The 24,933-nt window shown below is 73.8% G+C and carries 23 protein-coding genes; 10 read left to right on the top strand and 13 right to left on the bottom strand.

Annotated features, from left to right (window positions below; genetic code table 11):
- Positions 1 to 160: 160 nt before the first annotated feature.
- Positions 161 to 3,328, bottom strand: a complete 3,168-nt coding sequence (locus KMS84_RS02820) for an AfsR/SARP family transcriptional regulator (protein ID WP_256914392.1) — start codon at positions 3,326 to 3,328, stop codon at positions 161 to 163.
- Positions 3,329 to 3,640: 312 nt separating this feature from the next.
- Here KMS84_RS02820 and KMS84_RS02815 point away from each other — a divergent pair, with 312 nt between their 5' ends.
- Both KMS84_RS02815 and KMS84_RS02810 read left to right on the top strand, forming a co-directional pair.
- Entirely contained in the window at positions 3,641 to 4,120 is a 480-nt protein-coding gene (locus KMS84_RS02815; RefSeq protein ID WP_256914391.1) for a hypothetical protein, read from the top strand.
- Positions 4,121 to 4,320: 200 nt separating this feature from the next.
- The gene (locus KMS84_RS02810) at positions 4,321 to 6,498 is read left to right on the top strand and encodes a TerD family protein (RefSeq protein WP_256914390.1); all 2,178 of its coding nucleotides are present in this window, start codon (positions 4,321 to 4,323) and stop codon (positions 6,496 to 6,498) included.
- A gap of 194 nt (positions 6,499 to 6,692) precedes the next feature.
- Here KMS84_RS02810 and gdhA read toward each other — a convergent pair whose 3' ends face one another.
- Positions 6,693 to 8,039, bottom strand: a complete 1,347-nt coding sequence (gdhA, locus tag KMS84_RS02805; protein ID WP_256914389.1) for an NADP-specific glutamate dehydrogenase — start codon at positions 8,037 to 8,039, stop codon at positions 6,693 to 6,695.
- 388 nt (positions 8,040 to 8,427) lie between these two features.
- On the opposite strand from gdhA, the gene KMS84_RS02800 reads away from it, so the two are divergent.
- From KMS84_RS02800 to KMS84_RS02790, 3 genes are all read left to right on the top strand, one after another.
- Complete coding sequence (locus tag KMS84_RS02800) at positions 8,428 to 8,775, top strand: DUF1330 domain-containing protein (RefSeq protein ID WP_256914388.1); 348 nt, start codon at positions 8,428 to 8,430, stop codon at positions 8,773 to 8,775.
- 98 nt (positions 8,776 to 8,873) lie between these two features.
- Positions 8,874 to 9,290, top strand: coding sequence for an SRPBCC family protein (locus KMS84_RS02795; RefSeq protein ID WP_256914387.1), 417 nt, complete (start codon positions 8,874 to 8,876; stop codon positions 9,288 to 9,290).
- Positions 9,290 to 9,745, top strand: coding sequence for a MarR family winged helix-turn-helix transcriptional regulator (locus KMS84_RS02790; protein WP_256914386.1), 456 nt, complete (start codon positions 9,290 to 9,292; stop codon positions 9,743 to 9,745). The genes KMS84_RS02795 and KMS84_RS02790 overlap by 1 nt, the downstream gene beginning before the upstream one ends.
- A gap of 96 nt (positions 9,746 to 9,841) precedes the next feature.
- Here the strand turns inward: KMS84_RS02790 and KMS84_RS02785 are convergent, their stop codons facing one another.
- Positions 9,842 to 10,483 carry a hypothetical protein gene (locus tag KMS84_RS02785; RefSeq protein WP_308287950.1) on the bottom strand — a complete coding sequence of 214 codons (642 nt, stop codon included), beginning with the start codon at positions 10,481 to 10,483 and terminating at the stop codon, positions 9,842 to 9,844.
- A 132-nt stretch (positions 10,484 to 10,615) separates the two neighbouring features.
- On the bottom strand, positions 10,616 to 11,581 hold the full coding sequence (locus KMS84_RS02775) for an alpha/beta fold hydrolase (protein WP_256914385.1): 966 nt from the start codon (positions 11,579 to 11,581) through the stop codon (positions 10,616 to 10,618).
- 331 nt (positions 11,582 to 11,912) lie between these two features.
- Here KMS84_RS02775 and KMS84_RS02770 point away from each other — a divergent pair, with 331 nt between their 5' ends.
- Both KMS84_RS02770 and KMS84_RS02765 read left to right on the top strand, forming a co-directional pair.
- Complete coding sequence (locus KMS84_RS02770; protein WP_256914384.1) at positions 11,913 to 13,046, top strand: ABC transporter substrate-binding protein; 1,134 nt, start codon at positions 11,913 to 11,915, stop codon at positions 13,044 to 13,046.
- Between the two features lie 453 nt (positions 13,047 to 13,499).
- On the top strand, positions 13,500 to 13,733 hold the full coding sequence (locus KMS84_RS02765) for a WhiB family transcriptional regulator (RefSeq protein ID WP_308287949.1): 234 nt from the start codon (positions 13,500 to 13,502) through the stop codon (positions 13,731 to 13,733).
- A 116-nt stretch (positions 13,734 to 13,849) separates the two neighbouring features.
- Here the strand turns inward: KMS84_RS02765 and KMS84_RS02760 are convergent, their stop codons facing one another.
- The 9 genes from KMS84_RS02760 to KMS84_RS02720 all read right to left on the bottom strand — a co-directional run bounded on the left by KMS84_RS02760 (position 13,850) and on the right by KMS84_RS02720 (position 22,786).
- Complete coding sequence (locus KMS84_RS02760) at positions 13,850 to 14,344, bottom strand: lamin tail domain-containing protein (RefSeq protein ID WP_256914383.1); 495 nt, start codon at positions 14,342 to 14,344, stop codon at positions 13,850 to 13,852.
- A gap of 161 nt (positions 14,345 to 14,505) precedes the next feature.
- Entirely contained in the window at positions 14,506 to 16,023 is a 1,518-nt protein-coding gene (gene glpK / locus KMS84_RS02755; protein WP_256914382.1) for a glycerol kinase GlpK, read from the bottom strand.
- Between the two features lie 24 nt (positions 16,024 to 16,047).
- Positions 16,048 to 16,893, bottom strand: coding sequence for an MIP/aquaporin family protein (locus KMS84_RS02750; protein WP_256914381.1), 846 nt, complete (start codon positions 16,891 to 16,893; stop codon positions 16,048 to 16,050).
- 124 nt (positions 16,894 to 17,017) lie between these two features.
- A complete protein-coding gene (locus KMS84_RS02745) occupies positions 17,018 to 17,455 on the bottom strand; it encodes a DUF3592 domain-containing protein (protein WP_256914380.1) in 438 nt (145 codons plus the stop codon).
- Positions 17,456 to 17,527: 72 nt separating this feature from the next.
- The gene (locus KMS84_RS02740) at positions 17,528 to 19,117 is read right to left on the bottom strand and encodes a carboxylesterase/lipase family protein (protein WP_256914379.1); all 1,590 of its coding nucleotides are present in this window, start codon (positions 19,115 to 19,117) and stop codon (positions 17,528 to 17,530) included.
- Positions 19,118 to 19,138: 21 nt separating this feature from the next.
- Positions 19,139 to 19,777, bottom strand: a complete 639-nt coding sequence (locus KMS84_RS02735) for a GOLPH3/VPS74 family protein (protein WP_256914378.1) — start codon at positions 19,775 to 19,777, stop codon at positions 19,139 to 19,141.
- 117 nt (positions 19,778 to 19,894) lie between these two features.
- Entirely contained in the window at positions 19,895 to 20,554 is a 660-nt protein-coding gene (locus KMS84_RS02730; protein WP_256914377.1) for a response regulator, read from the bottom strand.
- Positions 20,551 to 21,717, bottom strand: a complete 1,167-nt coding sequence (locus KMS84_RS02725) for a sensor histidine kinase (protein ID WP_256914376.1) — start codon at positions 21,715 to 21,717, stop codon at positions 20,551 to 20,553. The genes KMS84_RS02730 and KMS84_RS02725 overlap by 4 nt, the downstream gene beginning before the upstream one ends.
- 175 nt (positions 21,718 to 21,892) lie before the next feature.
- On the bottom strand, positions 21,893 to 22,786 hold the full coding sequence (locus tag KMS84_RS02720) for a LysR family transcriptional regulator (protein WP_256914375.1): 894 nt from the start codon (positions 22,784 to 22,786) through the stop codon (positions 21,893 to 21,895).
- A gap of 97 nt (positions 22,787 to 22,883) precedes the next feature.
- On the opposite strand from KMS84_RS02720, the gene KMS84_RS02715 reads away from it, so the two are divergent.
- The 3 genes from KMS84_RS02715 (at position 22,884) to KMS84_RS02705 (ending at position 24,794) form a co-directional block, all read left to right on the top strand.
- Positions 22,884 to 23,249: a YybH family protein gene (locus KMS84_RS02715; protein ID WP_256914374.1), complete on the top strand. Its 366-nt coding sequence runs from the start codon at positions 22,884 to 22,886 to the stop codon at positions 23,247 to 23,249.
- A 141-nt stretch (positions 23,250 to 23,390) separates the two neighbouring features.
- Positions 23,391 to 24,290 (top strand): NAD-dependent protein deacetylase, encoded by a 900-nt coding sequence (locus KMS84_RS02710; RefSeq protein WP_256914412.1) that lies wholly within the window; start codon positions 23,391 to 23,393, stop codon positions 24,288 to 24,290.
- 129 nt (positions 24,291 to 24,419) lie between these two features.
- A complete protein-coding gene (locus KMS84_RS02705) occupies positions 24,420 to 24,794 on the top strand; it encodes a hypothetical protein (protein WP_256914373.1) in 375 nt (124 codons plus the stop codon).
- The last annotated feature ends 139 nt before the right edge of the window (positions 24,795 to 24,933 follow it).

Raw genomic sequence — 24,933 nt, 5'->3', positions numbered from 1 at the left:
ACAACGGCTACGCCGCCTTCAACCTGGGCTGGAACGAGTGGCTGACGGGCAGCGCCTCCGGGGAGCAGACGACCGCGACGCTGTGACGCCCGGTCGGGCGGCGCCCTCGGGGGGAGCGCCGCCCGACCGCGTCGACGGCGGCGCGTGCCCGGCCGTGCCGTTACCCGCCCGTCATCGACAGGAGCGCCTTGCGCGCCTCCTCCGCGCGCGGTGAGCCCAACGCGGTGTACAGGGACAGCGCCTCGCGCAGGTGCTCGGCGGCGGGCGCCCGTTCTCCCCGGGCCTGTCTGACCTGCGCCGAGCCGATGTGCGCCCGGGCCTGCTCCTCCTGCTCGCCAATGCCCCGGGCCAGTTCGAGCGCCGCCGCGTGCGCGTCCAGGGCCTCGGCGTGCCGCCCGGCCCCGTGCAGCGCCTCGCCGAGGCCGTTGAGCGCGCCCGTCTCCCCGTACGGCTCCCCGGTGCGCCGGAAGTGGGCCAGCGCCTCGCGCTGGTGCTCCGCCGCCTCCTCGTGCCGGCCCTGACGGCACAGCGCGTCGCCCAGGTTGGACAGCGCGTGGGCCTCTCCCCCGGTGTGTCCGAGCCGGCGGAACAGGTTGAGCGCCTGCTCGAAGCGCCCGGCCGCCGCCGCGTGGTCGCCCAGCCGGGCCAGGACGATCCCCAGGTTGCCGAGGGCGCTGGCCTCGCCGAACGTGTGGCCCGTCCGCCGGTACAGGGTCAACGCCTGCTGATACCGCTCGATCGACGCCTGGTAGTCCTCCAGCAGCTCCTGCACGATGCCGAGGTTGTTCAGCACATCCGCTTCGCCGTGGACGTCCCCCACCGCGCGGAACAGGTCGACGGCCCTCTCGTGGTGCTCGGCGGCCTCCCGGTAGCCGCCCTGCAACTCGTGCAGCACGCCCACGTTGGTGAGATGGCGGGCCTCGCCCGCCGGGTAGCCGATCCGGCGGCACAGGGCCAGCGCGTCGGCGTGCTGCCGCCGGGCGCTCTCGTAGTCCCCGAGCCGCCGGTGGACCGCGCCGACGCAGGCGAGGACGTCGACCTCGCCGCGGACGTCGCCCACCGCGCGGGCGGCGCGCACGGCGTGCGTGTGGACGCTCAGCGCGTCGGCGAAGTGCCCCGAGCGCTCGTAGTGGCGGTGGAGCGTGGTGGCGATCCGCACGGTGTGCCGGGACGGCCCCGGCTCCTCGGTTCTGGAGCACAACGCCACCAGCGTGGGCTGGGCGCCGCGCAGCCACGCGCGGCACTCGTCGGCCGTGCGCAGCGGCGGCAGCCCCGTGGGGGGCGTCCCGACGGCGGGACGCAGATGCCGCTCCGCGGGATACAGCACGTCCATGGCCGCCGCCGACGCCGCGAGACAGTGGTCCAGCAGCCGGGTCATGGCCGCGTCGCGCTCGGCCGCCTCCTCGTGCGAGGTCGCGAGCTCCGCCGCGTAGGCGCGCAGCAGATCGTGCATGCCGTGGCGGCCGGGACCGCTGCGGTGCAGCAGGTGCGCGCGGTGGAGCACGTCCAGGGAGCGTCGCGTCCGTTCGACGCTCTCGCCGGCCAGGGCGGCGGCCCCGTACACGTCCGTGTCGGGTCCGGGGTGCAGGCCCAGCAGCCGGAACAGACGCGCCTCGGCGTCGGGGAGCCGGTCGTAGGACCAGGAGAAGACGGCCCGGACGGCGGCCCGGGGATCCCCGTCGCCGCAGTCCAGGAGGTCCAGCCGGCGCCGACGGTCGCGCAGTTCGTCCACCAGCTGGGCCAGGGTCTCCCGGTGGCGTGAGAGCACCAGTTCGGCCGCCACCCGCAGGGCCAGGGGCAGCCGCCCGCACTGTTCCGCGAGGGCGGCGGCGGCCGCGGGGTCGTCGTCGACGCGGGGACCGATCAAGGCGCGCAGGAGCGTGAGCGCCTCCTGCGGGGAGAGGACGTCGAGGATCATGCGGTGCGCGCCGTGCACCGAGACCAGGGACGACAGCGAGTCGCGGCTCGTGATGACGACCTTGCAGGTCGGGCTCCCGGGCAGCAGCGGGCGCACCTGCGCCGCGGACGCCGCGTTGTCGAGGAGGACGAGCAGCCGCCGTCCGTCGACCGCCGTGCGGTAGCGCGCCGCCCGGTCGTGGAGCCGCAGCGGTATCTCCTGGCCCGGGACGCCCAGCGCGGTGAGGAAGCCGGCGAGGGCCTGGGCGGCGGAGACCGGTTCGTCCGGGTCGTAGCCACGCAGGTCGACGTAGAGCTGCCCGTCGGGGAAGGCCTCGCGCATCCGGTGCGCCCAGCGCACGGCCAGCGCGGTCTTGCCGACCCCGGCGGTGCCGGAGACGGCGGAGACGACCACGGCCGATCCCGCCTCTGCGGAATCCGGGCCGTCGGCGTCGACCAGGTGCCGGGTGAGCTCGGCCAGTTGCTCCTCCCGCCCGCTGAAGTGGGTCACCGCCATGGGGAGTTGGGCGGGCACGGGTGCGGCCGCCGGGGCGGGCGTGCCGACGGCGGCCGGTGCGGGCCCGCCGCCTCCCGACGTCTCCCGGCCGCCGCGCAGCGCCTCCTCGTACGCCGCCTGCACCTCACGCCCCGGGGCCACGTCCAGTTCGTCCGCGAGCCGCCGCCGGATCCCGGCGTACGCGTCCAGGGCCTCGGCGGTGCGTCCGGCGTCGGCCAGGCTCCGGATCAGCGCCACGGCGAGCGGCTCGCACAGCGGGTGTTCCGCCAGCAACGGCTGGAGCACCGTGGGCACTTCCTGGGGCCGCTCCTGTCTCAGCAGGACCCGCGCCCAGGCGAGCGCCGCCTCCACCCGCTCCTGGGTCCAGGCCGTCCGCGCGCGTTCCGCCCACGCTCCCGGCAGTCCCGCCAGCGGCACGCCCCGCCACAACCCCAGTGCCTCCCGCAGCAGTTGGGCGCGGCGCTCGTCGGACAGGTGGGGCTCGCGTCCCTGGGCGGTGAGCGTGCGGAACCGGAGCAGGTCGACGGAGCGTTCGTCCGCCTCCAGCACGTAGCCCCCGGCGGTCCGGCTGATGCGCAGCGGTCCCGGACGCGCCGGCTCGTCGGCGCCGCCCGGCGCCTTCGGCATCGCCGACGTCTTCGACGCCTCGGACGTGTCCTGGGGCGCCCACGTGGCCTCGGCGGCCGCCGCGTCGTCGAGGAGCCGGCGCAGTCGGCTGATGTGCGCGTAGAGGACCGAACGGGCTGCGTCGGGCGCGGCGGTGTCCCACACTCGCTCCACCAACGTGCTCACGGGGACCGGCCGTCCGGCGTCGGCCGCCAACGCCGCGAGCACCGCGCGCCGACGCGGCTGCCCGGCGTCGACGACGCTCCCCGCGGCGCGCAGTTCCAAGGGTCCGAGCAGGTACAGGTTCATCGTGCCTCACGTGGGACGGACGGGGAACGGCGGACCGGCGGCGGGATCCCCCGCCCCCGGGCGGGCCGGGGTCCCGTCGGCCCGCCGCCCTTCGCCCCGGGGCCGTCACCGGACAGCCGTCACAAGGTTTTCGCAAGGTTCACCGTAGATCCTCACCTCACGTGCCGTCAGGCGGATCGCGGCAGACGCCGTGTGCCGCCGGGAGGGCCGACGACGGCCCGCGCGGACTGCCGGGGGCGAGGTCGCCGCCCGTCCTGCCGCGGTCGACGCGAGGCGTGGGCCGAGCCGACGCAACGAGAGAATGGAACTGTCATGCGCAAGATGATGTCCCGGGCGAACCGGACGGCCGTCGCCGCCGTCGCCACCGCTCTCCTGGCCTCGGGAGCGGTCGTGGCCGGGGCGACGACCGCCTCCGCGGACGGGTGCGTGGGGCCCCTGTGCGGCGCGGTGAAGAACAGGACCGGCCAGACCATGCACTACACGATGAGCCTCGGCGCGGGCCCCCACTACTGCGACGTGTGGAACTGGGGCGGCGGCACCGGCAGCGAGTTCAAGCACGCCAAGTGCAAGCAGGAGTCGTTCGGCAACGGCACCCGGGGCGGCAACGGCACCGGCAACGACGTGGACGCGTTCACCTTCGCGAGCCACGGCTACCACGAGCGGTTCTCGCGGGTGGGCACCTGGCACTGGCGGGCGAAGGGCGTGTGGACGAAGATCCGCAGCGGTGAGATCGCCGACTGCGGCATCGGCGACAACAACGAGACCTGGTGCACGGTGCTCGTGCAGGCCTGACCCACCCCGCGGGCGGCCGCGCGCCTTCGCGGGGGCCGGCGGGCGGTACGGCGGTCCCCGTCCCGGGCCCGCCGTACGCCGACCACGCGTGGACCGGCGCACACAGGGGAAGCGCCGGTCCACGCGTCCTGCGGGGCACCCCGGCGAGGGGGGCGAAAACCCCTGTGCGCCGGCCGGTGCGGCTCTGCGATCATCCCCGCATGGCGCAGAGTCCCGCATCGCTGGTCGTCCGGCACACCCGACGCCTCCCCGTGCCCCACGGTCCCGCCGGGCAAGGAGACGCCGCGGCACGGCAGTTCGACGCGGCCCTGACGTCCGTGGGCTTCAAACTGTCGGCCGCGCTGATGGCACGCCTGTCCCGCCTGTCCCCGGAGCTGGTCCTGGAGACGGCCGAGCGGACGCTGCGCACCGTGGGCGAGATGGTCGGCGACCACGTCGAGCACAACGCGTACTTCATCGACTTCCCGGCCAACGTGCCGGACACCGAGGAGTTCTGGACGCGGTGCGTCGGCGAGGCGCTCAGCGACGGCTCCTCGCGCGAGACCGTGCTGGGACAGCTGGCCCACGGGGTGCTGGACCTGCTGAGCCTGCCCACGTACGGCCGCTACGGGCACACGTACGAGGAGATGCTCGCCGTGCAGGACGAGCTGATCGCCTCGGCGGGCGACCGGGTGACCGTCCTGCACCTCGGCGGGAAGCTGGACGACGAACTCACCGCCCTGTACCTGGCCTTGGCGGGCAGCACGACGCCCCTGAACGACGATCACCTGCACGATCTGCGCCTGCTCGCCGAGCGGTGCGCACAAGGACCCCAGCCGGAGTCGATCCCGGTCAGGGAGAACCGGGCGGTCGTCAACGCGGCCCGGGTCACCGCGGGCGCGGACCTCTTCCTGGACAGCGTCACGGACGTGCTGAGGCTGGCCTGCGCGCTCTCGGAGGGCGACGTGACGCTGCGGGAGCCGACCCGCTTCACGTCCTTTTCGCGACGGACCCGCCGTGCCCTGCTCGCGGGCCTCGACGCCCTGGTCGCGGCGAGTCCCGCCAAGTCGGCCGACGTGCACGCGCACCGCGAGCCGTTCAAACGGCTCGGCGAGCGCCTGCACCCGCACGAGTACCCGCGCTGGCCCCACGCCGCCGACGTGTTCGCCGTCGCCCGAGGCGAGAAGGAGGCCCGGTCCCTCGACAGCCTGCTGGAGTCGCTGCTCGACGACCACGACGTCCTGGGAGCGGTGCGCCTGTTGTCGTCGGCCCCCGGCCGGCTCTTCCGCGCCCTGGACCTGCTGCTGCGCATCGCCGCCGACCAGGAGGAACGGGACGCGGTGGTGGCCGCCGCGGTGCGGGTCGCACCCCGGGTCTCCGCCCGCGTCGTGCTCTCGGTCCGCGAGCACTTCCACAACCGGGAGCGGGAGACGGACCGGCCGCGTGTGTTCGTCAACCGGCGGGGCCGGGGCTGGGCCGCCCCCGACGTCCGCCCGCCCGTGCCCGCCGCCGACCGCGACCGCCTGATCGCCGCGCTCGACGCCGAGGTGCGCCGCAGGCTCCCGGCGCCGGGCCGGCTGCTGATCGACCCCGACGTCCTGGACGTGGCGCTCCCGCTCAGCGGCCGGGCGACCGCCGCCGGCATGGGCGTGCTGCCCCGAGGGTCCGTCTCCGCGGTCGAGGGAGACCGGCTGCGCTTCTTCGTGTACTGGAAGCAGACCGCGACACGGACGGACTACGACCTGTCCGCGCTGCTTCTGCACGCCGACTACAGCACCGACGCCTGGCTGTCCTACACGTCCCTCAGGGCGGTCGGCGGCAGGCACTCGGGCGACGTGACCGAGGCGCCGGAGGGGGCGAGCGAGTTCATCGAACTCTCTCTCGACCGGGTGCGCAGCACCTTCGTCGTCCCACAGGTCGACATCTACTCCGGCGAGGGCTTCGACGAGGTCGAGGAGTCGTTCTTCGGGTTCATGCTGCGCGACGCCGAGCAGAAGGGCCGGCCCTTCGAGCCGCGCACCGTGCGGATGAAGTCGGAGCTGCGCGGGACCGGCCGGGTCGCGCTGCCGCTGGCGTTCCGGCGCGAGGACGACGGCCGGTGGCGCGCGCTGTGGCTCCACCTGTACCTCAGGGGCGTGTCGTCGGGCAACCGGGTCGAGGAGAACCAGGTGTCGGTGTCCAAGCTGGTGCGCGCCGTCGTGGAACGCGAGCACCTGACGGTGCGCTACCTCGTCGGCCTGATGACCGGCGACGGTGACGCGACGACGGCGCGGCTGTGGGACGGCACGCCGGTCGGGGACGAGCCCGTGACCTACATCGGCCTCGAACGGCCCGAAGGGCTGCACCGCGACTCCCGGGTCGTCACCCTCGAAAATCTGCGCGACCTGATTCCCGGCTGAGTGCTAGCGTTGCCGGTGGCGAGGCCATGAAGGGGCTTCCTTCTCACTCCTTCCGAAACCGAGTTCCTTCGCTTTCCTCGCCGCCGACGTCACCCGGGCGGCGCCCGCGTTCACCGCGCGGGCGCCGCCCGATGCGTCGATCCCCGCCGAGTGCGGGTGGCCGCCCCGTCAGCGGGGGCGTCCGGCCCGCTGCGTCACACCACGCCCTGAGCCGTCATCGCCTGGGCCACGCGCAGGAATCCCGCGATGTTGGCGCCCAGGACGTAGTCGTCCGGGGCTCCTCCGTAGGCGTCGGCGGTGGCGCGGCACTGGGCGTGGACGCTCTGCATGACGGCGGCCAGCCGCTGCTCCGTCTGCTCGAAGGTCCACACGTCGCGAGAGGCGTTCTGCTGCATCTCCAGGGCCGAGGTGGCCACCCCGCCCGCGTTGGCGGCCTTGCCGGGCCCGAACAGGATGCCCGCCTCGCGGAAGATCTCGATCGCCTCCGGGGTGCAGGGCATGTTGGCGCCCTCGGCGACGGCCCGCACGCCGTTCTTCACCAGCGCCGCCGCGTCCGGGGCGTGCAGTTCGTTCTGCGTGGCGCACGGCAGAGCCACGTCGCAGGGCACGTCGAAGACCGAGCCCCGCTCGGAGAACCGTGCCGTGGGCCTGGCCTCCGCGTACGCCGACAGCCGCGCCCGCCGCGCCTCCTTGACGGTCTTCAGCAGGTCCAGGTCGATGCCGTTCTCGTCGACCACGTATCCGGAGGAGTCCGAGCAGGCCACCACAGAGCCGCCCAGCGCGTGCACCTTCTCGATGGCGTAGACGGCCACGTTCCCGGAACCGGACACCACGACCTTGCGGCCGTCGAAGCCCTCCGCGCGCGTGGCGAGCATCTCCTGCGCGAAGTAGACCGCGCCGTAGCCGGTCGCCTCGGTCCGCGCCTGCGAGCCGCCCCACGAGACGCCCTTGCCGGTCAGCACCCCCGCCTCGAAGCGGTTGGTGATCCGCTTGTACTGACCGAAGAGGTAGCCGATCTCCCGCCCGCCGACCCCGATGTCGCCCGCGGGGACGTCCGTGTGCTCGCCGAGATGGCGGTACAGCTCGGTCATGAACGCCTGGCAGAAGCGCATGATCTCCCCGTCGCTGCGGCCCTTGGGGTCGAAGTCCGAACCGCCCTTCCCGCCCCCGATCGCCAGTCCGGTCAGCGCGTTCTTGAAGATCTGCTCGAAGCCGAGGAACTTCACGATGCCGAGGTTGACGCTCGGGTGGAACCGCAGCCCGCCCTTGTACGGGCCGAGCGCGCTGCTGAACTCCACCCGGAAGCCGCGGTTGACCTGCACCCGTCCCGCGTCGTCCACCCACGGCACCCGGAAGATCAGCTGCCGCTCCGGCTCGCACAGCCGGTCGGCGATGAACGCGTCGACGTACTCCGGATGCGCTTGCAGGGCCGGCGCCAGCGTGTGCAGCACCTCGCCCACCGCCTGATGGAACTCGTTCTCCCCGGGGTTGCGCCGGCAGACTGCCGCGTAGACGGCCTCGATGTGAGCACTGGGATTCATACGCGTCTGCTCTCCTGTTCGTCCGCCAGGCACTCTCGCCTCGTCCGGCGCGCCTGGCCGCTGTTGCGTCCATCAATACGCACGACAGGGGTCACCGTGTCAGGGCGCGGGCGGCGAGCGCGGGTCGCCGGGCCCACGACGGCCGCTCCCGTCCCTGAGTTCACCTGCTTCGCCCGAACGTGCGCCCTTCCCCCGATGTGACGACCCCTCGCTCTGTCGATGCGTTGATTCCACCCCGGCGGGGCGGGTCCACGGGTCCCCCTTCGCCGGGGAGTTCACGCGCGGCCGGGGCCAGGGCCGGGGCCTCTACCCCGGAGGTAATCGACGGCGGCCCGTCCCGGTGCCAGGCTCGTGGTCATCAGGGATCCGACGAGCCCCGGAGGACGACGTGACCGCCTACGCCATTGCCCACCTGCGGGAAGCCGCACCGCACGCGGACCTCGTCGCGTACATGGAGCGCATCACCGGCACCATGGCGCCGTACGGAGGCCGCTTCCTGGTGCACGGTGCGCAGCACGAGGTGAAGGAGGGCCACTGGCCCGGGCACGTCGTGGTGATCGGCTTCCCCTCGCTCGCCGAGGCGCGGGCGTGGTGGGACTCGCCCGCCTACCAGGAGATAGCCCCCCTGCGCTCTCGGCACATCGAGGGCGACATCGTCCTGGTCCCGGGCGTCGCCGAGGGATACGACCCCTCGGCCACCGCGCGGGCCATGCGTGAGGCGCTGCCGACCTCGTGACGGGCGATGCCGGGTCCGGGTCCGTGTTCGCCCTCGACATTTAGTCTGCGCAGAGATAATCTGTGAGCAGATCATTCGAGCGAGGGAGACCGCCACCCATGTGGACCTACGAGCACAGCATCGAGACGAGCGCCGCCCCCGAGGCGATCTGGCGGCTCTGGGCGGACGTCGAGAATTGGGGCGCCTGGAACGCGGAGATCGAGAAGACCGAGATCGACGGCCCGTTCGCGCCGGGCGCCCGCATCACGATGACGCCGCCCGGGGACGAGCCGATCGCGCTGCGGGTCGCCGAGGTCACCGAGAACGAACTGTTCGTCGACGAGGCCCGGTTCGGGGACCTCCTGCTGCGGACCGTCCACCGCATCGACCGGATCGACCACGGCCGCGTCCGGGTGGTGTACCGGATGGACATCACCGGCCCGGGCGCCGACGAGGCCGGAGCCGGCATCGGGCCGGGCATCACCGCCGACTGGCCCGACACGATGGCCGCGCTGGTCGAACGGGCCGCGCGCTGATGGCCCTGAGCCCCGGCGACAGCCCCGGCCTGCTGCTCTGGCACGCGACCCTGCGCTGGCAGCGCGACCTCGCCGCGGTCCTGACGCCCCTCGGCCTCACCCACGTCCAGTTCGTGCTGCTCGCCTGCGCCTGGTGGCTCAACTCCCAGGGCGAGCAGCCCAACCAGCTGACCCTGGCCCGCCAGGCGGGCACCGACGTCAAGATGACCTCGCAGGTCCTGCGCACCCTGGAGCAGAAGGGTCTCGTCGCACGGGAGGTCGACCCGGCCGACACCCGCGCCAAGCGACTGCGGGTCACCGACGCCGGCGCGGACCTGGCTCCCCGCGCCATCGCCGCCGTCGAGCTCGCCGACGCGCGCTTCTTCGAGCCGGGGCCCCCCGACGAGGCCCTGCCCCTGCTCCGCCGCCTGGCCCACCCCGAACAGCAATCGCCTCCCCCGGTCCCCTCGCCGTGACACCAGGGGTGATCACGACGACCACGGCCGCCGGCGCGCACACGGCGGTCCCGGCAACCCCGCGCCTGGCGCTGACGCGGCCCGCGGCCCGGCTCGTCACCACCGCTCTCTCAGCCGCGCCCGGGTATGCGTGTCCAGGGCCTCGTAGGGCCCGATGCGGGAGAGCTCGACGCCGTCACGGCCCAGGGCGGTGATGACCGGGCGGGCGTCCCGGTGGTGGTAGGGGCACACCCACACCGCGACGACCCCGCGGTGGTCGGGGCTCTCGATCCGGCGGGCGCCCACGAGAACGTGCCCCACGTCCGGCCCCAGGCGTAGCGGCGCGCCCGCGATCCACACCCCTTCGGTCAGGGCGCGGGCGAGGTCGGCGTCGTGGGCACGACGGAGGACTTTCGCGCCGGCGCCGACGTCGAGGACCTCCACGCCGACGGGTTCGTCCACAGGACCGCTGCCACCCCCCACGTACCTCCACCGCCCCTCACGGAGCTCCAGGAGCGCGATGTGCTCGCGCCGACGCGACGACTTCGCACGCCACATGATCCAGGCCGCTGCGACGCCGGCACTCGCGTCGACGTCGGCCGACACCACCGTCAGCACGCGGCGCGGCGCCCACCAGGGCTGCGGCCCGTCTCCCGCCTGCGCCCGTCGCAACACGCCCCGCAGGAACGCCTCGCAGCCGATCGACATCCCCGCCACCGCCCGGTCCCCGCCCCGGTCCGCTGCAAATCCCTTGTCCACGCGGCGGATTGCTCACACATCCAAGGAGACCGACGGCTGGGGTTCCGCACGGCCGGTGCGCGGGGCGGCGTCATGGGCGGCTCGTCGACAGCCGGCCGCTGTTCGCCGGCTCCCGGGACGGGAGGCCGGACCTCAACCCCTGAGCTCGGTGAGGAAGTCGACGAGCGCGGCGTTCACCTCCGCCGGACGCTCCTGCTGCGTCCAGTGTCCGCACCCCTCCAGCCTGATCGGCTCACGCCGCAGGCTCGGCATCAAGTCCGGCAGCGCCGCGATGAGTTCGGGCGTGCCCGGGAAGGCGGGCACCAGGTCGCGGTCCCCGTACACGTACAGCGCCGGCACGTCGACGACGGCCTGGTGCCAGGCCGCCGTCAGCTCCCAGTTGCGGTCGATGTTGCGGTACCAGTTGAGCGCCCCGGTGAAGCCCGCGGAGAAACTGTCGGTGAGGACGTCCAGGTCGGACTCCGTGAACCAGTCGGGCAGGACCTCGGGATCGGGCATCGTCTCCAGCCAGCCCCGCCCGTGCTCGACGAGGGGCTGCTTGCCGCGGGTCGCGGCGGGGGCGTCGCCGGAGGCCATGTGGAAGAACTTCCGCAGGGTCGTGCGCGGGTCCTTCGCGAACTCCGCGTCCGCGACTCCGGGCCGGTTGAAGTAGTTCCAGTAGAACCGGCCGTCGAACATCCGGTCCATGACCCCGAGCGGCGGCTCCGTCCCGCGGAAGGGCGGCGGCACGCTGAGGCCCGCCACCCCCAGCACCACGTCCGGCCGAAGCAGCGCGGTGTGCCAGGCGACCGGCGCGCCCCAGTCGTGACCGACGACGTACGCCTTCTCCTCGCCGAGCGCGTGGATCAGGCCGACGACGTCGCCCACCAGGTGAAGGATGCTGTAGGCGTGCACGTCCTCGGGGTGATCGCTGCGGCCGTATCCCCGCTGGTCGGGAGCCACGACACGGAAGCCCGCGGCGGCCAGCGGGCCGAACTGGTGCTGCCAGGAATGCCACGACTCGGGAAACCCGTGCAGCAGGACGACGAGGGGGCCCTCACCCTCCTCCGCGATGTGCAGCCGGATCCCGTTCACGTCGATCATTCGATGCGCAACCATGTGCGAAAGCATATGTCTTGTGATCTTCGGGCCGGGTGGGGGTCCGCCGACGACCGGAAGCACCCCGGCGTTCGCGGGAACTGTTTGCAAAGCACTCCCCCGTGGCCGCCAAAGCACTCCCCCCGTGGCCGCGAAGGTGGACGCGTGGGCGCCCGGGCGGGCACCCGGCGGGGTCAACCGTTCGGTTGAACGGGGATTCAACCTGCGGGAGCGTTGTCCATTCCCTCGGGCCCCAGCACGATGGAGGGCACCCGGCGGCAGTGCCCGGCCGCGCTCCGCGGCCCGGACGGCCCCGCTGCGGTCCACCCCCACCCGAGAGGTCTCCTTCAGCGTGCCCAGTTTCAGCAGACGACGCGTTCTGACCACCGGCGCCGGCGCCGCCCTCGGCCTCGGCGCCCTCGCCGCCACCGCGACTCCGGCCTCGGCCGTCCCGACGGGCGTCCCCGGCAGCGGGCGCGAGGAGAAGCGCACGCTCGACGAGCTCTACCGCGCCGCCCTCGCGGAGGGCGGCAAACTCGTGGTCTACGCGGGCGGCGACACCCCCACCCAGCAGGACGGCACCAAGGCCGCCTTCAAGGCGCGCTTCCCGGAGATCGACCTGACCCTGATCGTCGACTACAGCAAGTACCACGACGTGCGGGTGGACAACCAGTTCGCCACCGACACCCTCGTCCCGGACGTCGTGCAGCTCCAGACACTCCAGGACTTCGACCGATGGAAGCGGCAGGGCCGACTGCTGCCCTACAGGCCCGCCGGCTTCTCCAAGGTCCACGACGCGTTCAAGGACCCGCAGGGCGCCTGGGTGGCCACGGGAGTCATCGCCTTCAGCTTCCTCTACGACACAGCGGCGGTCGGCGCGGCGGGGCCGCTCACCCCGCGCGACCTGGTCGACCCCAGGTGGAAGGGCATGATCGCCTCGTCCTACCCGCACGACGACGACGCGGTCCTGTACCTGTTCAGCCTGTACGCCCGCACCTACGGCTGGGACTGGGTGGCCGCGTTCGCCGCCCAGGACGTGCGGTTCGCCCGGGGCAGCAACTCCCCGGGCGACGCGGTCTTCGGCGGGCGGAAGGCGATCGGCGTCGGCACCGCCGGCTCGGCAACCGGTTCCTCTCCCGTGACGTTCGCCGTGGCCGACGGCCACCCGTTCATGGCCTGGGGCCAGCGCACCGCCGTTCTCGCACAGGCCCGGAACTCCACGGCGGCGAAGCTGTTCCTCAACTGGCAGCTGTCGAAGGAGAGGCAGAACGGCTCCTTCAACGGCTGGTCCGTGCGCACCGACGTCACTCCCCCGGCCGGTCTGAAGCCGATCTGGACCCACCCGAACGCCCACGTGGACGGGTTCCCCCGCTTCATGGCCGACCGCGCCGAAGTGGAACGCTGGAAGCAGACGTTCGCCCTGTACTTCGGCGAGGTCAAGGGCGACCCGACGCCCGGCTGGCCCGGACTGCACCCGGGGGCCTGAGACCCCTCCTGCCCGAGCCGCGCCCGACACCGGGCGCGGCTCGGGCGCGGACGCGGGCTCGCGGGCGCCGGGTGCGGGCGCGGACGGTGAGGACGAGTCGGGGGCGGTCCGGTCCGCCCGGCCCCGCACCGGGCGTCTCAGCCCGTCCCGGTGGTCGGTCCGGTCGGGTAGGACGGACGGCCCGGTCGGTCGTCGCAAATCTCTCCCAGATCTGTACCGAACGCGAGAAAAGTCCTATATTTCTAGCTACCTCTGCCGGGTGATGCGGTGCTCTCCAGCGCCGTTTGGACGGGTTGCCCGAAAGCGGGTGACCGACGTGCACGCGGAGGTTGTGATGATGTTCTCTCGCTCTGCCAGTCGCCCCTTTCCGCACGCGCACCCGCAGTCGCACCCGCACCCGTACGCCGCAGCCGGCGGCGTCGATCGCGCGACGGGCTTTCCGGGAGGCGGCGCGTGAACTGGCGTGACCTGGCAGCATGCCGCTCCGAGGATCCCGAACTCTTCTTCCCCATCGGTGAGGACGGTCCCTCACGACTCCAGATCGAGCAGGCACGGGCCGTCTGCAACCGGTGCCCCGTGGTGACGGCCTGCGGCAACTGGGCGTTGCACAGCGGTGAGTACGACGGCATCTGGGGCGCGATGACGGCGGGCGAGCGCCGGGCCCTGCGGCTCTGGCGCAAGAACTGAGCCGGCGGCCCGCCGGAACGGGCGTGTGAGTGCGCCGACGCACGGCAGGGCCCCCGCCGCCGGAAGCGTGCGGGGACCCTGGGGACGTGCGGGTGCGCGGGCGCCTCGGCGTGCCGTCAGCCGTGGTAGTTGATGTAGCCGTTGCCGTCGGCGTCGTTGGCGCGCTTGGTGTAGGAGTGGACGTCCGCCTTCGCCCCGGTGGGCTTGAGCAGGTAGACGGTGTCCTTGTCGTTGTTCCAGATGAAGTTGCAGTTCTGCCGGTAGACGACGTTGCCGGCGTCCGAGTCGGTGCCGCGGCCGCCGCGCAGCTTCACGTAGTCGCCGGGCTCGAGCCTGTGGCGGGCGGTGAAGGTGAACTTGTTGCCCGTGGCGTCCTTGACGACGTAGCCCTTGAGGTCGACCGTCGTGGTCCGCGAGTAGTTCTTGATCGTCAGGTACTCGTTCTTGGTGTTGCCGCCGGAGCACCGGTTGGAGTCGCTGCCCGGGGCGTCGTACTGGACGCCCTTGATCTTCAGTGCCGACGTGTACTCGGTGGCCTGTGCCGGGCCCGCCGTGAGCGCGACGACGGCGCCCGCGGCGGCGACAGCGGCCAGGGTGTGGCGCATGCGCATGAGGAATCCCCCCTCGGTGGTGCGAATGGAGCGCCGCGAGCATACCGAAGGTGATGTTCAGGTGTACGTGATGTGCGTGAATCGTGAAGGCGGTTTCCTCGTGCGCGACACGCGCAGGCGCCGCCCGCTGACACGGGCGGCGCCTGTCCGTCGTGGTCGGGCTACTCGACCTTGGCCCAGTCGAGCGTGCGCTCGACCGCCTTCTTCCAGCCCGCGTACCCCTCCGCGCGCTGGTCGTCGGACCATTGGGGCTCCCAGCGCTTCGACTCCTGCCAGTGGGTGCGCAGTTCGTCGGTGTCGCGCCAGAACCCGGTGGCCAGGCCCGCCGCGTAGGCGGCGCCGAGTGCGGTGGTCTCGGCGACCACCGGACGGCTGACCGGCACGCCGAGGACGTCCGCCTGGATCTGCATGCACAGGTCGTTGGCCGTGACGCCGCCGTCGACCTTCAGGACGTCGAGGTGGACTCCGGAGTCCTGTTCCATGGCCTCGACCACGTCGCGGCTCTGGTAGCAGATGGACTCGAGGGTCGCCCGGGCCAGGTGGCCGTTGTCGTTGTACCGGGCCAGCCCGACGATCGCGCCGCGGGCGTCGGAACGCCAGTACGGGGCGAACAGGCCCGAGAAGGCGGGAACGAAGTACATCCCGCCGTTGTCCTCGACGGTGCGCGCCAGCGCCTCGCTCTCGGCCGCGTCCTTGATGACCTTCATCTGGTCGCGCAGCCACTGCACCGCCGAGCCGGTGACGGCGATGGAGCCCTCCAGGGCGTAGATCGCCGGGCTGTCGCCGAACTGGTACGCCACGGTGGTGAGCAACCCGTGCTGTGAACGCACCAGCTCGGTACCGGTGTTGAGGACGAGGAAGTTGCCCGTGCCGTAGGTGTTCTTGGCCTCGCCCGGCGCGTAGCAGACCTGCCCCACCGTGGCCGCCTGCTGGTCGCCGAGCACCCCGGTGATGGGGATGGCGGCCCGCAGCGGCCGGGAGGTGCGGGTGACGCCGAACGCCTCGCGGTGGGAGGACGGGTTGATGGTGGGCAGCATCTGCCGGGGGATGTCGAAGAACCCCAGCAGTTCGTCGTCCCAGTCCAGGGTCTCCAGGTCCATCAGCATGGTGCGGCTGGCGTTGGTCACGTCGGTGGCGTGGACGCCGCCGTCGGGACCGCCGGTCAGGTTCCACAGGACCCAGGCGTCGGTGTTGCCGAAGAGGGCGTGGCCCTGCTCGGCCGCCTCGCGGACGCCCTCGACGTTCTCCAGGATCCACTGGATCTTGCCGCCGGAGAAGTAGGTCGCGGGCGGGAGTCCCGCCTTGCGGCGGATGACGTCGCCCTTGCCCGAGCGCTCCAGGGCGGCCGCGATGGAGTCGGTGCGGGTGTCCTGCCACACGATGGCGTTGTAGTAGGGACGTCCGTTGCGCGGATCCCACACCACGGTGGTCTCGCGCTGGTTGGTGATGCCGATCGCGGCCAGGTCCTCGGGGGTGAGGTTGCCGTGCCGCAGCGCGTTCTGCATCACGGAGTTGGTGCGCTCCCAGATCTCCACCGGGTCGTGCTCGACCCATCCTGATCGCGGGAGGATCTGGGCGTGCTCCAACTGGTGCTTCGCCACCTCGTTGCCGGCGTGGTCGAAGATCATGAATCGGGTGCTGGTGGTGCCTTGGTCCACCGCGCCCACGAAGTCAGCCATGGGTTGCCGCCTCTGCTGTGGGGGTCATTCCTCGGGGGCCGGGACACGGCCGGGAGGCTCCGGCTCCGCAGTCGGCAGGAACCGACCGATGAAGATCTTGTAGAGGCCGGCGCCGAGCACGCCGCCGATCAGCGGACCGACGATCGGCACCCAGAAGTAGAGATTCCCGTACTGATCTCGCCATGCTGTGCCGTAGCCCGTGATGAAGCTCGCCAATCTGGGCCCGAAGTCACGCGCCGGGTTGATCGCGTAACCGGCGTTCGTACCCCACGCCATACCGATGGCCACGACGATCAGACCGACGATGAACGGGGCGAGGTTGGCGCCCGGAGGCGTGTTGAGCAGGTCCGTGACGGCCAGGATCAGCAGCAGCAGGATGGCGGTGCCGATGACCTGGTCACGGAAGGCGCCCCACTCGTGGACCGGCAGGTTCGGGTTGCCGTTGGCGGGGAGGGTGGAGAACACGCCCTGTGTCTTGATGGTGTGTCCGGGGTCGGCCTTGGCGAGGGCCTCGGTGTAGTTCCACCGCACGATCAGGGCTGCCACGAAGGCGCCCGCGAGCTGTGCCAGCGCGTAGGGCGCCACCTTCTTCCAGGGGAATCCCTTGAAGGTGGCGAGGGCGACCGTCACCGCCGGATTGAGGTGGGCGCCGCTCAGTCGGGCGGCGACGTACACGCCCAGCGTGACGCCGAGGCCCCAGGCCCAGGCGATGCTGTCGTGGTTTCCGAGTCCTCCCGGCGGTGTGGTGAGCGCTCCACCGGCGACCACCTGGGCCACCACGCCACAGCCGAAGAGGATGAGAATCATGGTGCCGGTGAATTCGGCCGCGATCTCGCCGACCAATCCGGACCTTTTGAACCGCTCAGCCATGGAAGCCCGCTTCCCGCCGGCGCGGAGCCGGCACGTCGACTGCTCGAGGTCTCCCGTACAACAGCATAGGGCGATCATGGACTTAACGCACCAAACGGGATGATCTACCGGCAGGCGACGGTGGTCAGCCGGCAAACGCCCAGATCAGCAGCCGGATGACCAGCGCCAGCAGCGTTCCCGCGGTCAGCAGCGATCCCACCACGACGAACACCCGGTCGACCGTCGTCGCGTCCCAGCCCTGGATCTCGAACCGGCGGGGGTTGGCCGCGTCGTAGCGGACCGTCACCGCGGCGCCCACGCCGAAGCGGCCCTGGACGGATCCGCGCCCGAACCTGGAGGTGTACTCGCACGGGGTGCCGTCCTCGGCCGTCCAGGCCGCGACCGGGTGGTGGTACCGGGCTCCGTCGTCGTCCCGCCGCACGTGGTGACGGACGATGCGCCCCTTCGCGGTCACGCCGGTGCGTCGCAGCGCCTCGGAGCGGCGCAGCCCGTACACCCCCAGGACGAGGAAGGCGACGCCGAGCGCGAGCGGGACGAGGGTGAAGAGCCATGCGGGTTCCATGTGGGGTGCGACGCGTGAACCGGGTCGGCGGTTGCGCGTGAGGCGAGGGTCGCCGCGTGTGCGCCGTGTGGGTCACCGTGCGCGTGGGGCGGTGCTCACCGCCGCACGCGGCTCGAGGGCGTCCCAGAACGCGCAGTGGTGGCGACGCTGCGCCGTGCGGGTGGGGACGATGTGGTCCGGTGCGAGGGACAGCACCGTCCGGCGGGGCCAGTGCGGCGTCGACGGGCCGTCGGGGTCGCCGGTGCGGGCGAACCGCGTCCAGTAGTCGATCATGGCGTCGGCCAGGCGGTGCTGTGCCGCGGTGAGGTCGCGCGGGCGGCCGCCCAGGTCGAACAGGTACGGCAGTTCGCTCGCGTGCGGGGCGCCGAGCGGGAAGGGCGGCGGGCCCGGGGTGAGCGGCGGGGCGTGCTCGTCGGCGAACTCGTAACGCCAGACGGGCACCCGCGCGGCGAGCAGGCCGGCGGCGGCCGCCGTCGGACAGGCGAAGTCGGCGTCGCCGATGACCGCGCCGAACACCGGGCCCCCGTCGGCGCGGTGCACGGGGTACTCGCGGACGATCGCCCCGGCCTGCCCCGGCGAGGGGAAGAAGGCGGCCACGACGTCGGGCCAGGTGTCGGGGTCGACCGGGTTCCCGGCCTGGACGATGCCCGCCGCCCAGCCGTTGCCCTCGTCGTGGTTGCTGCCGATGAGCACGGGAACCCGGTGGAAACGGCCCGAGGCGATCGCGGCCGCGGGGTCCACGGGCAGCAACGGGGTGGCGTACGCGGGCTGTTGGTCGGCGTCCTGAGCCGCGAGCAGACGCGTGACGTCCACCCGGCGCAGACAGGCCATGACCTCACGCGGGGCGGCGCAGCCCACCTTCGCCGCGAGCTCCGCGCCCGCGGCGCGCGCCGTGGACAGCGGGACCGCCGACGGGGCGAAGGGCCGGTCGGGGCGGCCCGTGCAGGGGCCGCTCTCGATGACCGCCCGCTCGAAGAGCCCCGCGGCGGCGGGTGAGGCGAGCTGGGCGCAGACGCTGTAGCCGCCCGCCGACTCGCCGGCCAGCGTGACGTTGCGGGGGTCCCCGCCGAAGGCGCCGATCCCGGCGCGCACCCAGCGCAGCGCCGCCTGCTGGTCGGCCAGACCGAAGTCGCCGGAGCCGGGCAGCCCGGCGTGCGCGAGGAAGCCGAGCGCTCCGAGCCGGTAGTCGACGGTCACGACGACGACGTCGCCGCGGGTGGCCATGCGACGGGCGTCGTACGAAGCGGCCGCGCCGGTGGTGAAACCGCCCCCGTGCAGCCAGACGATCACCGGCCGGGGGCGGTCCGGCCGTGCGCTGTCGGGCGTCGTGACGGTCAGCCGAAGGCAGTCCTCGTCGGTGCTGCCGCCGGGCACCTCGCCGGCGCTCTGCGGGCAGGCGCTCGCCGGGCGGGTGGCGTCCAGGACCCCGTGCCAGGGCGCCGCGGGGCGGGGCGGCGCCCAGCGCAGCCCTCCCACGGGGGGCGCCGCGTACGGGATGGACGCGAAGGTGCGGTAGCCGTCGTGGGCGGCGCCCCGCACGAGGCCGCCGGTGGTCGCGGGCGGGGCGGCTTCGCCCGGCGCCGGCTGCGACCGGGCGGGCGCCCCGGCCGTCGCGAGCACGACGGTCAGGGCGCAGCCCAGGGTGGTCAGGACACGGTGCATGCTCGTCTTCTCCCTCTCGGGTCAGCTGCCGCCCATGCCGCCCTGTGCGGCGATCATGGTCGTCGGCAGGGTGCGTACGGTCTTCTCCAAGCCGGGCGCGAGGACGGCGAGACCGCGTGTGCAGGCGTCGATGCGGGCCCGGAAGGCCTTGTCGTCCCGCCGTGACACGACGCGGCGGACGCCGCCCGCCGCGGCCAGCGCCAGCAGCGCGGCGTCGGCCGCGGGGACGCCGTCCACGGGGCCGGTCCCGTGCAGCGCCGCGTGCACGCGGGCGCGCAGGGCGGCGGGCACGGCGGGGTCCGTCACGGTCAGCCGCCGGGTGCCGAACCGGGTGCGGGGCTCCCGTACGGCGAGGAGTCCCGCCGCGACGAGCCGGTCCTCCACCTCGGTGAGGGTGCGCTTGCGGTGGCGGCGCACGAGGTGCTTCCAGCCGTGCCCGCCGGCGGCGTCGCGCAGCACGCCGTCCAGGACGGGGTCACCGGTCGGCGGTGCGCCGGACACGGTGACCGTGCCGTCGTCCTCCCCCAGCCGGCCGCGCAGCGCGAGGTCGGTCAGGGCGGCGGCACGCACCAGCAACTCCGTGCGGCGGCGGTCGTAGGGGCCTTCGGCCGCGTCGTCGTGGGCGAGCAGATACATGAGGCAGGCCAGGTCGTCGATCACACCTCGACGCTAGGGCCGCGGGGCCGGCCGCGGATCGGCCGCACGAAGGGACCGGGACTGGGAGCACAGGAGGAGTGGCCCGCGGTCTCCTCCTTGAGGAGGAGGCGGCGCGTGCCCTCAGGGGCGGCGCGGTCGCACCAGGCCGTGATCGTAGGCGGCGACCACGGCCTGCACGCGGTCGCGCAGGCCCAGCTTGCGCAGCACCGCGGTGACGTGGTTCTTGACCGTGGCCTCCGACAGGCTCAGGCGTTCGGCGATCTCCCCGTTGGACAGGGCCTGTCCGATCAGGGTGAGCACCTCCCGCTCGCGGCCGGACAGCTCCCGCAGGGAGGGCGGCGGCGCGGGGGCGGACGCGGTGCGCAGAAAGCGGTCGAGGACACGGCGGAGCACGGCCGGCGCGAGCAGGGCGTCGCCACGCGCGGTGAGCCGGATCGCGTCGACGAGTTCGGTGGGGCGGATGTCCTTCAGCAGGAAGCCGCTGGCTCCGGCCCGCAGGGCGTCGACGACGTGCGCGTCCACGTCCCAGGTGGTCAGGACGAGCACCCGGGCCGCGCTGCCGCACCGCGCGAGCCGCCGGGTCGCCTCGATACCGTCCAGGACCGGCATGCGGACGTCCATCAGCACGACGTCGGGCGACAGTTCCCGCGTCAGCCGCACCGCCTCCCGGCCGTCGGACGCCTCGCCGACCACCTCCAGGTCGTCCCGGGCGTCGATGATCATGCGGAAGCCGGTCCGCACCAGGGCCTGGTCGTCGGCCACCACCACGCGCAGCGTCATGACGCTCCCTCCACGGGCAGCTCGGCCGCCACCTCGAACCCGCCGCCGGGCCGCGGGCCCGCGCGCAGGCGCCCGCCCACCAGCCGGGCGCGCTCCCTCATGCCCACCAGTCCGCGCCCCGCTGCGGCCGTTGCGGCCCGGTCCTGCGGCGCGCGTCCGTCGTCGGCCACCGTGACCCGCACCCACTCCCCCTCGACGGCCACGCGCACACGCACCTCGTCCGCGCCGGCCGCGTGGCGCAGAACGTTGGTGAGGGCCTCCTGGACGATCCGGTACGCCGCCAGGTCCACCGCGGCCGGCAGCGCGTCGGTGACTCCCTCGCGGTGCACGTGCACGGTCAGCCCGGTCGCGCGCACGGCGCCGGCGAGCTCGTCCAGCCGCGCGAGCGAGGGCCCCGCCTCCCACCGCTCAGGAGCCTCGCCCTCCTCCGCGTCGGGCCCGAACGCGCGCAGCAGCAGGCGCAGTTCGCCGAGCGCCGAACGGGCGCTCGTCTCGATGGCCCGCAGCGCCTGCCGGGCCTGCTCGGGTTGCCGGGTGAACACGTCGTCCGCCGCGCCCGCCTGGACGACCATCACCGACAGGGTGTGCGCCACGACGTCGTGCACCTCTCGGGCGATCCGCGCGCGCTCCTCCACCACGGCCCGGCGTGTCTCCGCCCGCGTCCGCGCCCGCTGCGCACCGCGCCACTGCCCCGCGGTCCACGCCAGGACGACGGTCAGCAGATAGACCGCCGTCCCGGCCGGGCCGCCCGCCCAGAACGCGGCCGGCCCGGGAAGGCACATCGCCGCCAGTGCCCACGCCGACGCCCGCCGCGGCCTGGTGGCCGACAGCGCGCACAGCGCGATCTGCGCCGCGAGCAGCGCCCCCGTCAAGGTGACCTCGGGCAGCAGCGCCCACACCGCGAGACCCGCCGCGGCGGTCCCGGCCAGGACGGCCACCGGAGCGCGCAACTGCCACCTCAGGGCGCAGGCCTGCGCGAGCACGAGGGCGGCGGCCCCGGCCGTCCGAGGAGCGTCCCCGGCGCCGGCGACGAGCACCGAGGCGCCCGGCACGGCCAGCACCAGCCCGGCCGACCACCACCACAGCCTGCGGGCCGCCCGGGGCGACTCGCCCCGCACGTCCCCGGCGCCCACGTCCCCCGGCTGCCTCCCGCTGCGCTCCACGCCACGACCCTACCCAGCGCCCCGACCGAACCGTGCCCGGCCGAACCGTGCCCGACCGAAGTGGCCCGGGCCGGTCCGGCGGAGCGGCCCGGCGTCGGCCGCGACCGCCCCGCTCCCTGCCGGGCCCGGTCGGTAGCCGCCCGTGTGTCCGCTCCGCCGGAGACGATCGACCGGGTCACGCAGGTGCGGGTCCGGAGAGGCCGAACGCTCGCCGCAGGTGCGTCAGCAGCCCGCGCACCGCGGGGTTGCGCGAGCCCTTCCAGACGAGCGCGAGCAGGGCCGGGGCGTCGAGGTCGTCGATGAGGTGAGCGGTGAGCCGGTCGCCGTGGGCGGCGGCCATCGAGGCGCTGAGGACGGCCACGCCGAGCCCGCGGGCGGCGAGTCCGGCGACGGCGTCGGCCGCACTGGCCTCCAGCGCGATCGCCGGGCGCAGCCCCCGCGCGGCGCAGGCGGCGTCGAACACCGTGCGCAGGCCCGTGCCCGGCGGCATGCAGACGAGGGGGTGCGCCGACAGGTCCCGCAGGGTGACCCGGCGCCGGGTCACCAGGGGGTGCCCGGCCGGCGCCGCCGCCACGAGCCGCTCGCCGACGACGGTCAGCGCGTCCAGTCCGTCGGGCAGGGTCGCGGTCCCGGTGAGCGCCACGTCGACGGCGCCGGCGCGCACCTGCTCGACGAGCCGGTCGGAGTTGTCCTCCAGCAGCGCGATCTCCACCGCGGGGTGCGCCCGGTGGAAGGCGGCGAGCGCGTCGAAGAGCGGGGTGAGGGTGCAGCCGATGACCATGCCGACGGTGAGCCGGCCCCGGAGCAGGCCGGTGACCTCGTCCACCGCCCGACCGACCGCTCCGGCCGCGGCGAGCGCGGCGCGCGCGTGGTCCAGTGCGGCCTTCCCCGCGACGGTGAGGGTGACCGCGCGCGCGGACCGGTCGAACAGCTCGGCGCCCAGCTCCCGCTCCAGCTGCCGGATCTGGGCGCTGACGCCGGACTGGCTGATGTGCACCCGCTCCGCCGCACGCGTGAAGTTGCGCTCCTCGGCGACCGCGACGAAGTACTCCAGCTGCCTCAGCTCCATGACTGGGGATTCTAGCTCCGATGAATTCCATCTGTTGGACTTCTGATCGTCCGGCGACCACGCTGGAAGTGTCGGAATCCGCCCGAGGAGGAACCCCATGCCGGAGTACGAGAAGGCCATGCGTCCGGAGGACATCACGCGTCTGTTCGTCGAGCGCTCCAACGCCGGTGACGCGGCCGGGGTCGCCGCCCTCTACGAGGAGGAGGCCGTACTGGCGTTTCCTCCCGGCGAGCTCACCGTGGGGCGCGAGGCGATCCGCGCGCTGTGGGAGAAGGTGCTGGCCGGCCGCCCGCGGTTCCAGCCGGAGCCTCCGCTGCCGACGCTCGTCAGCGACGGCATCGCCCTGACGTCGACCCCGCCCAGGGACGGCGCCGGCGCGCGGGCGCAGGTCGTCCGGCGCCAGCCGGACGGAAGCTGGCTGCGGCTGCTCGACCAGCCCGAGTTCGTCCGCCTCGCGGGCTGACCCCCCCCGGCTGCCCCGGCTGCCCCCGGCTCCCCGGGGCGGGCGTCCACGACGGAACGGCCGTTCACCGTCCCCGAGGCCGTGCTCCGCGGCGCACGGCAGCCCGCGCGGCGTTCCCTTCCGTACCCTGGCGGCATGCGCATGCGTCCCACCCTGAGCTGGACCCCTGCCGGTGACGTGCTGCCCGGCACCACGGATCTGCGGCAGGTCGCCGACGCGCTGAGCAGGGGCGGTGTGCTGGTGCTCAGCGGGGCCGGCATCTCCACGGAATCGGGCATCCCCGACTACCGGGGCGCGGGCGGCAGCCTGAGCCGGCACACCCCGATGACCTACCAGGACTTCACGGCCGAGGCGCAGGCGCGCCGCCGGTACTGGGCGCGCAGCCACCTCGGCTGGCGCACCTTCGGCCGGGCCCGCCCCAACGCCGGGCACCGGGCCGTGGCCGCGTTCGGCCGGCACGGCCTGGTGTCGGGCGTCGTCACCCAGAACGTCGACGGCCTCCACCAGGCCGCCGGCAGCAAGGACGTCGTGGAGCTGCACGGCAGCCTGGCGCGGGTGGTCTGCCTCTCCTGCGGGGCGACCGGCTCCCGCCGTGACCTCGCCCGGCGGCTGGAACAGGCGAACGCGGGCTTCGCTCCGGTCGCGGCGGGGCTGAACCCGGACGGCGACGCCGACCTCACCGACGCACAGGTCGGGGACTTCGTCGTGACGCCCTGCACGGTCTGCGGGGGCGTCCTGAAACCGGACGTGGTGTTCTTCGGCGAGGCCGTCCCGCCCGCACGCGTCGCGGCCTGTCGCGCCCTCGTCGACCAGGCGACCTCCCTGCTGGTCCTGGGCTCCTCGCTGACGGTGATGTCCGGGCTGCGGTTCGTGCGGCAGGCGGCCGAGGCCGGCAAACCGGTGCTGATCGTCAACCGGGACCCGACCCGCGGCGACCGGCACGCCCTCACCCGGGTCGCCCTCCCTCTCGGGGAGGCCCTGAGCGCGGTGGCGGACCGGCTGGGGGTTCCCCTCGACGGAGAACCCCGGCCGCCCGTGTGACCCGGCGGTCCTGCGGTCACCTGCCGTCACCTGCCGGAGAAAACCCTTCGAGCGCCCGCACGGGCCGTGGCACGATGGGCGGCATGACGACGAACCGAAAGGCCCGTGCCGCGTAGAGCGCGCCGCCGCGTGGCGGCGGCAGCCTCTCTTCACCGCGCATCGGCGGACCAGCCCGTCATCGACGGCCTGTCCTCGCGCGCGCTGGCCGAGCTCCGCCGCCTCGAACGCACCCGCAACCACCTGTCGTCCGGCGACATCGCCGAGGCCGTGCGCCTGTGGCAGGAGTACGTCCGCCGCCCCGAGCGCGAGCTGTGGCGGGAGTACGAGGGCGGCGGCATGCACGGGGAGTGCTGCGGCGATCCGCTCGAGGCCCGCGCGCTCCTCGACACCGTGACGCGGGCCCTCTCCCGCGCGACCGCCCGCGAACTGCGCCGGCTCGTCGCCCGGTCGGACGCCCTGCTGAACCGACCGTCCCCGCCGTACGGCGTCGGCGGAGGCGGGTGACGAGGGCCGGCGTCCCGGTCTCGCGCAGCTCCCGCGCCCCGTGCCACGACGCACCGGGCGGCCCGGGGCGCCGGCCGTAGGGGTCCGGCGAGGGACGCCTCCGGCTCTCCGGCCGGTCGCCGCCGCCACCCCCACCGCC

Source organism: Streptomyces hilarionis (genome assembly GCF_024539675.1).
GTDB classification, from domain to species: Bacteria; Actinomycetota; Actinomycetes; order Streptomycetales; family Streptomycetaceae; genus Streptomyces; species Streptomyces hilarionis.
Note: the sequence above shows the minus strand (reverse complement) of the source record. Positions and strands in the feature narration are given on the sequence as shown.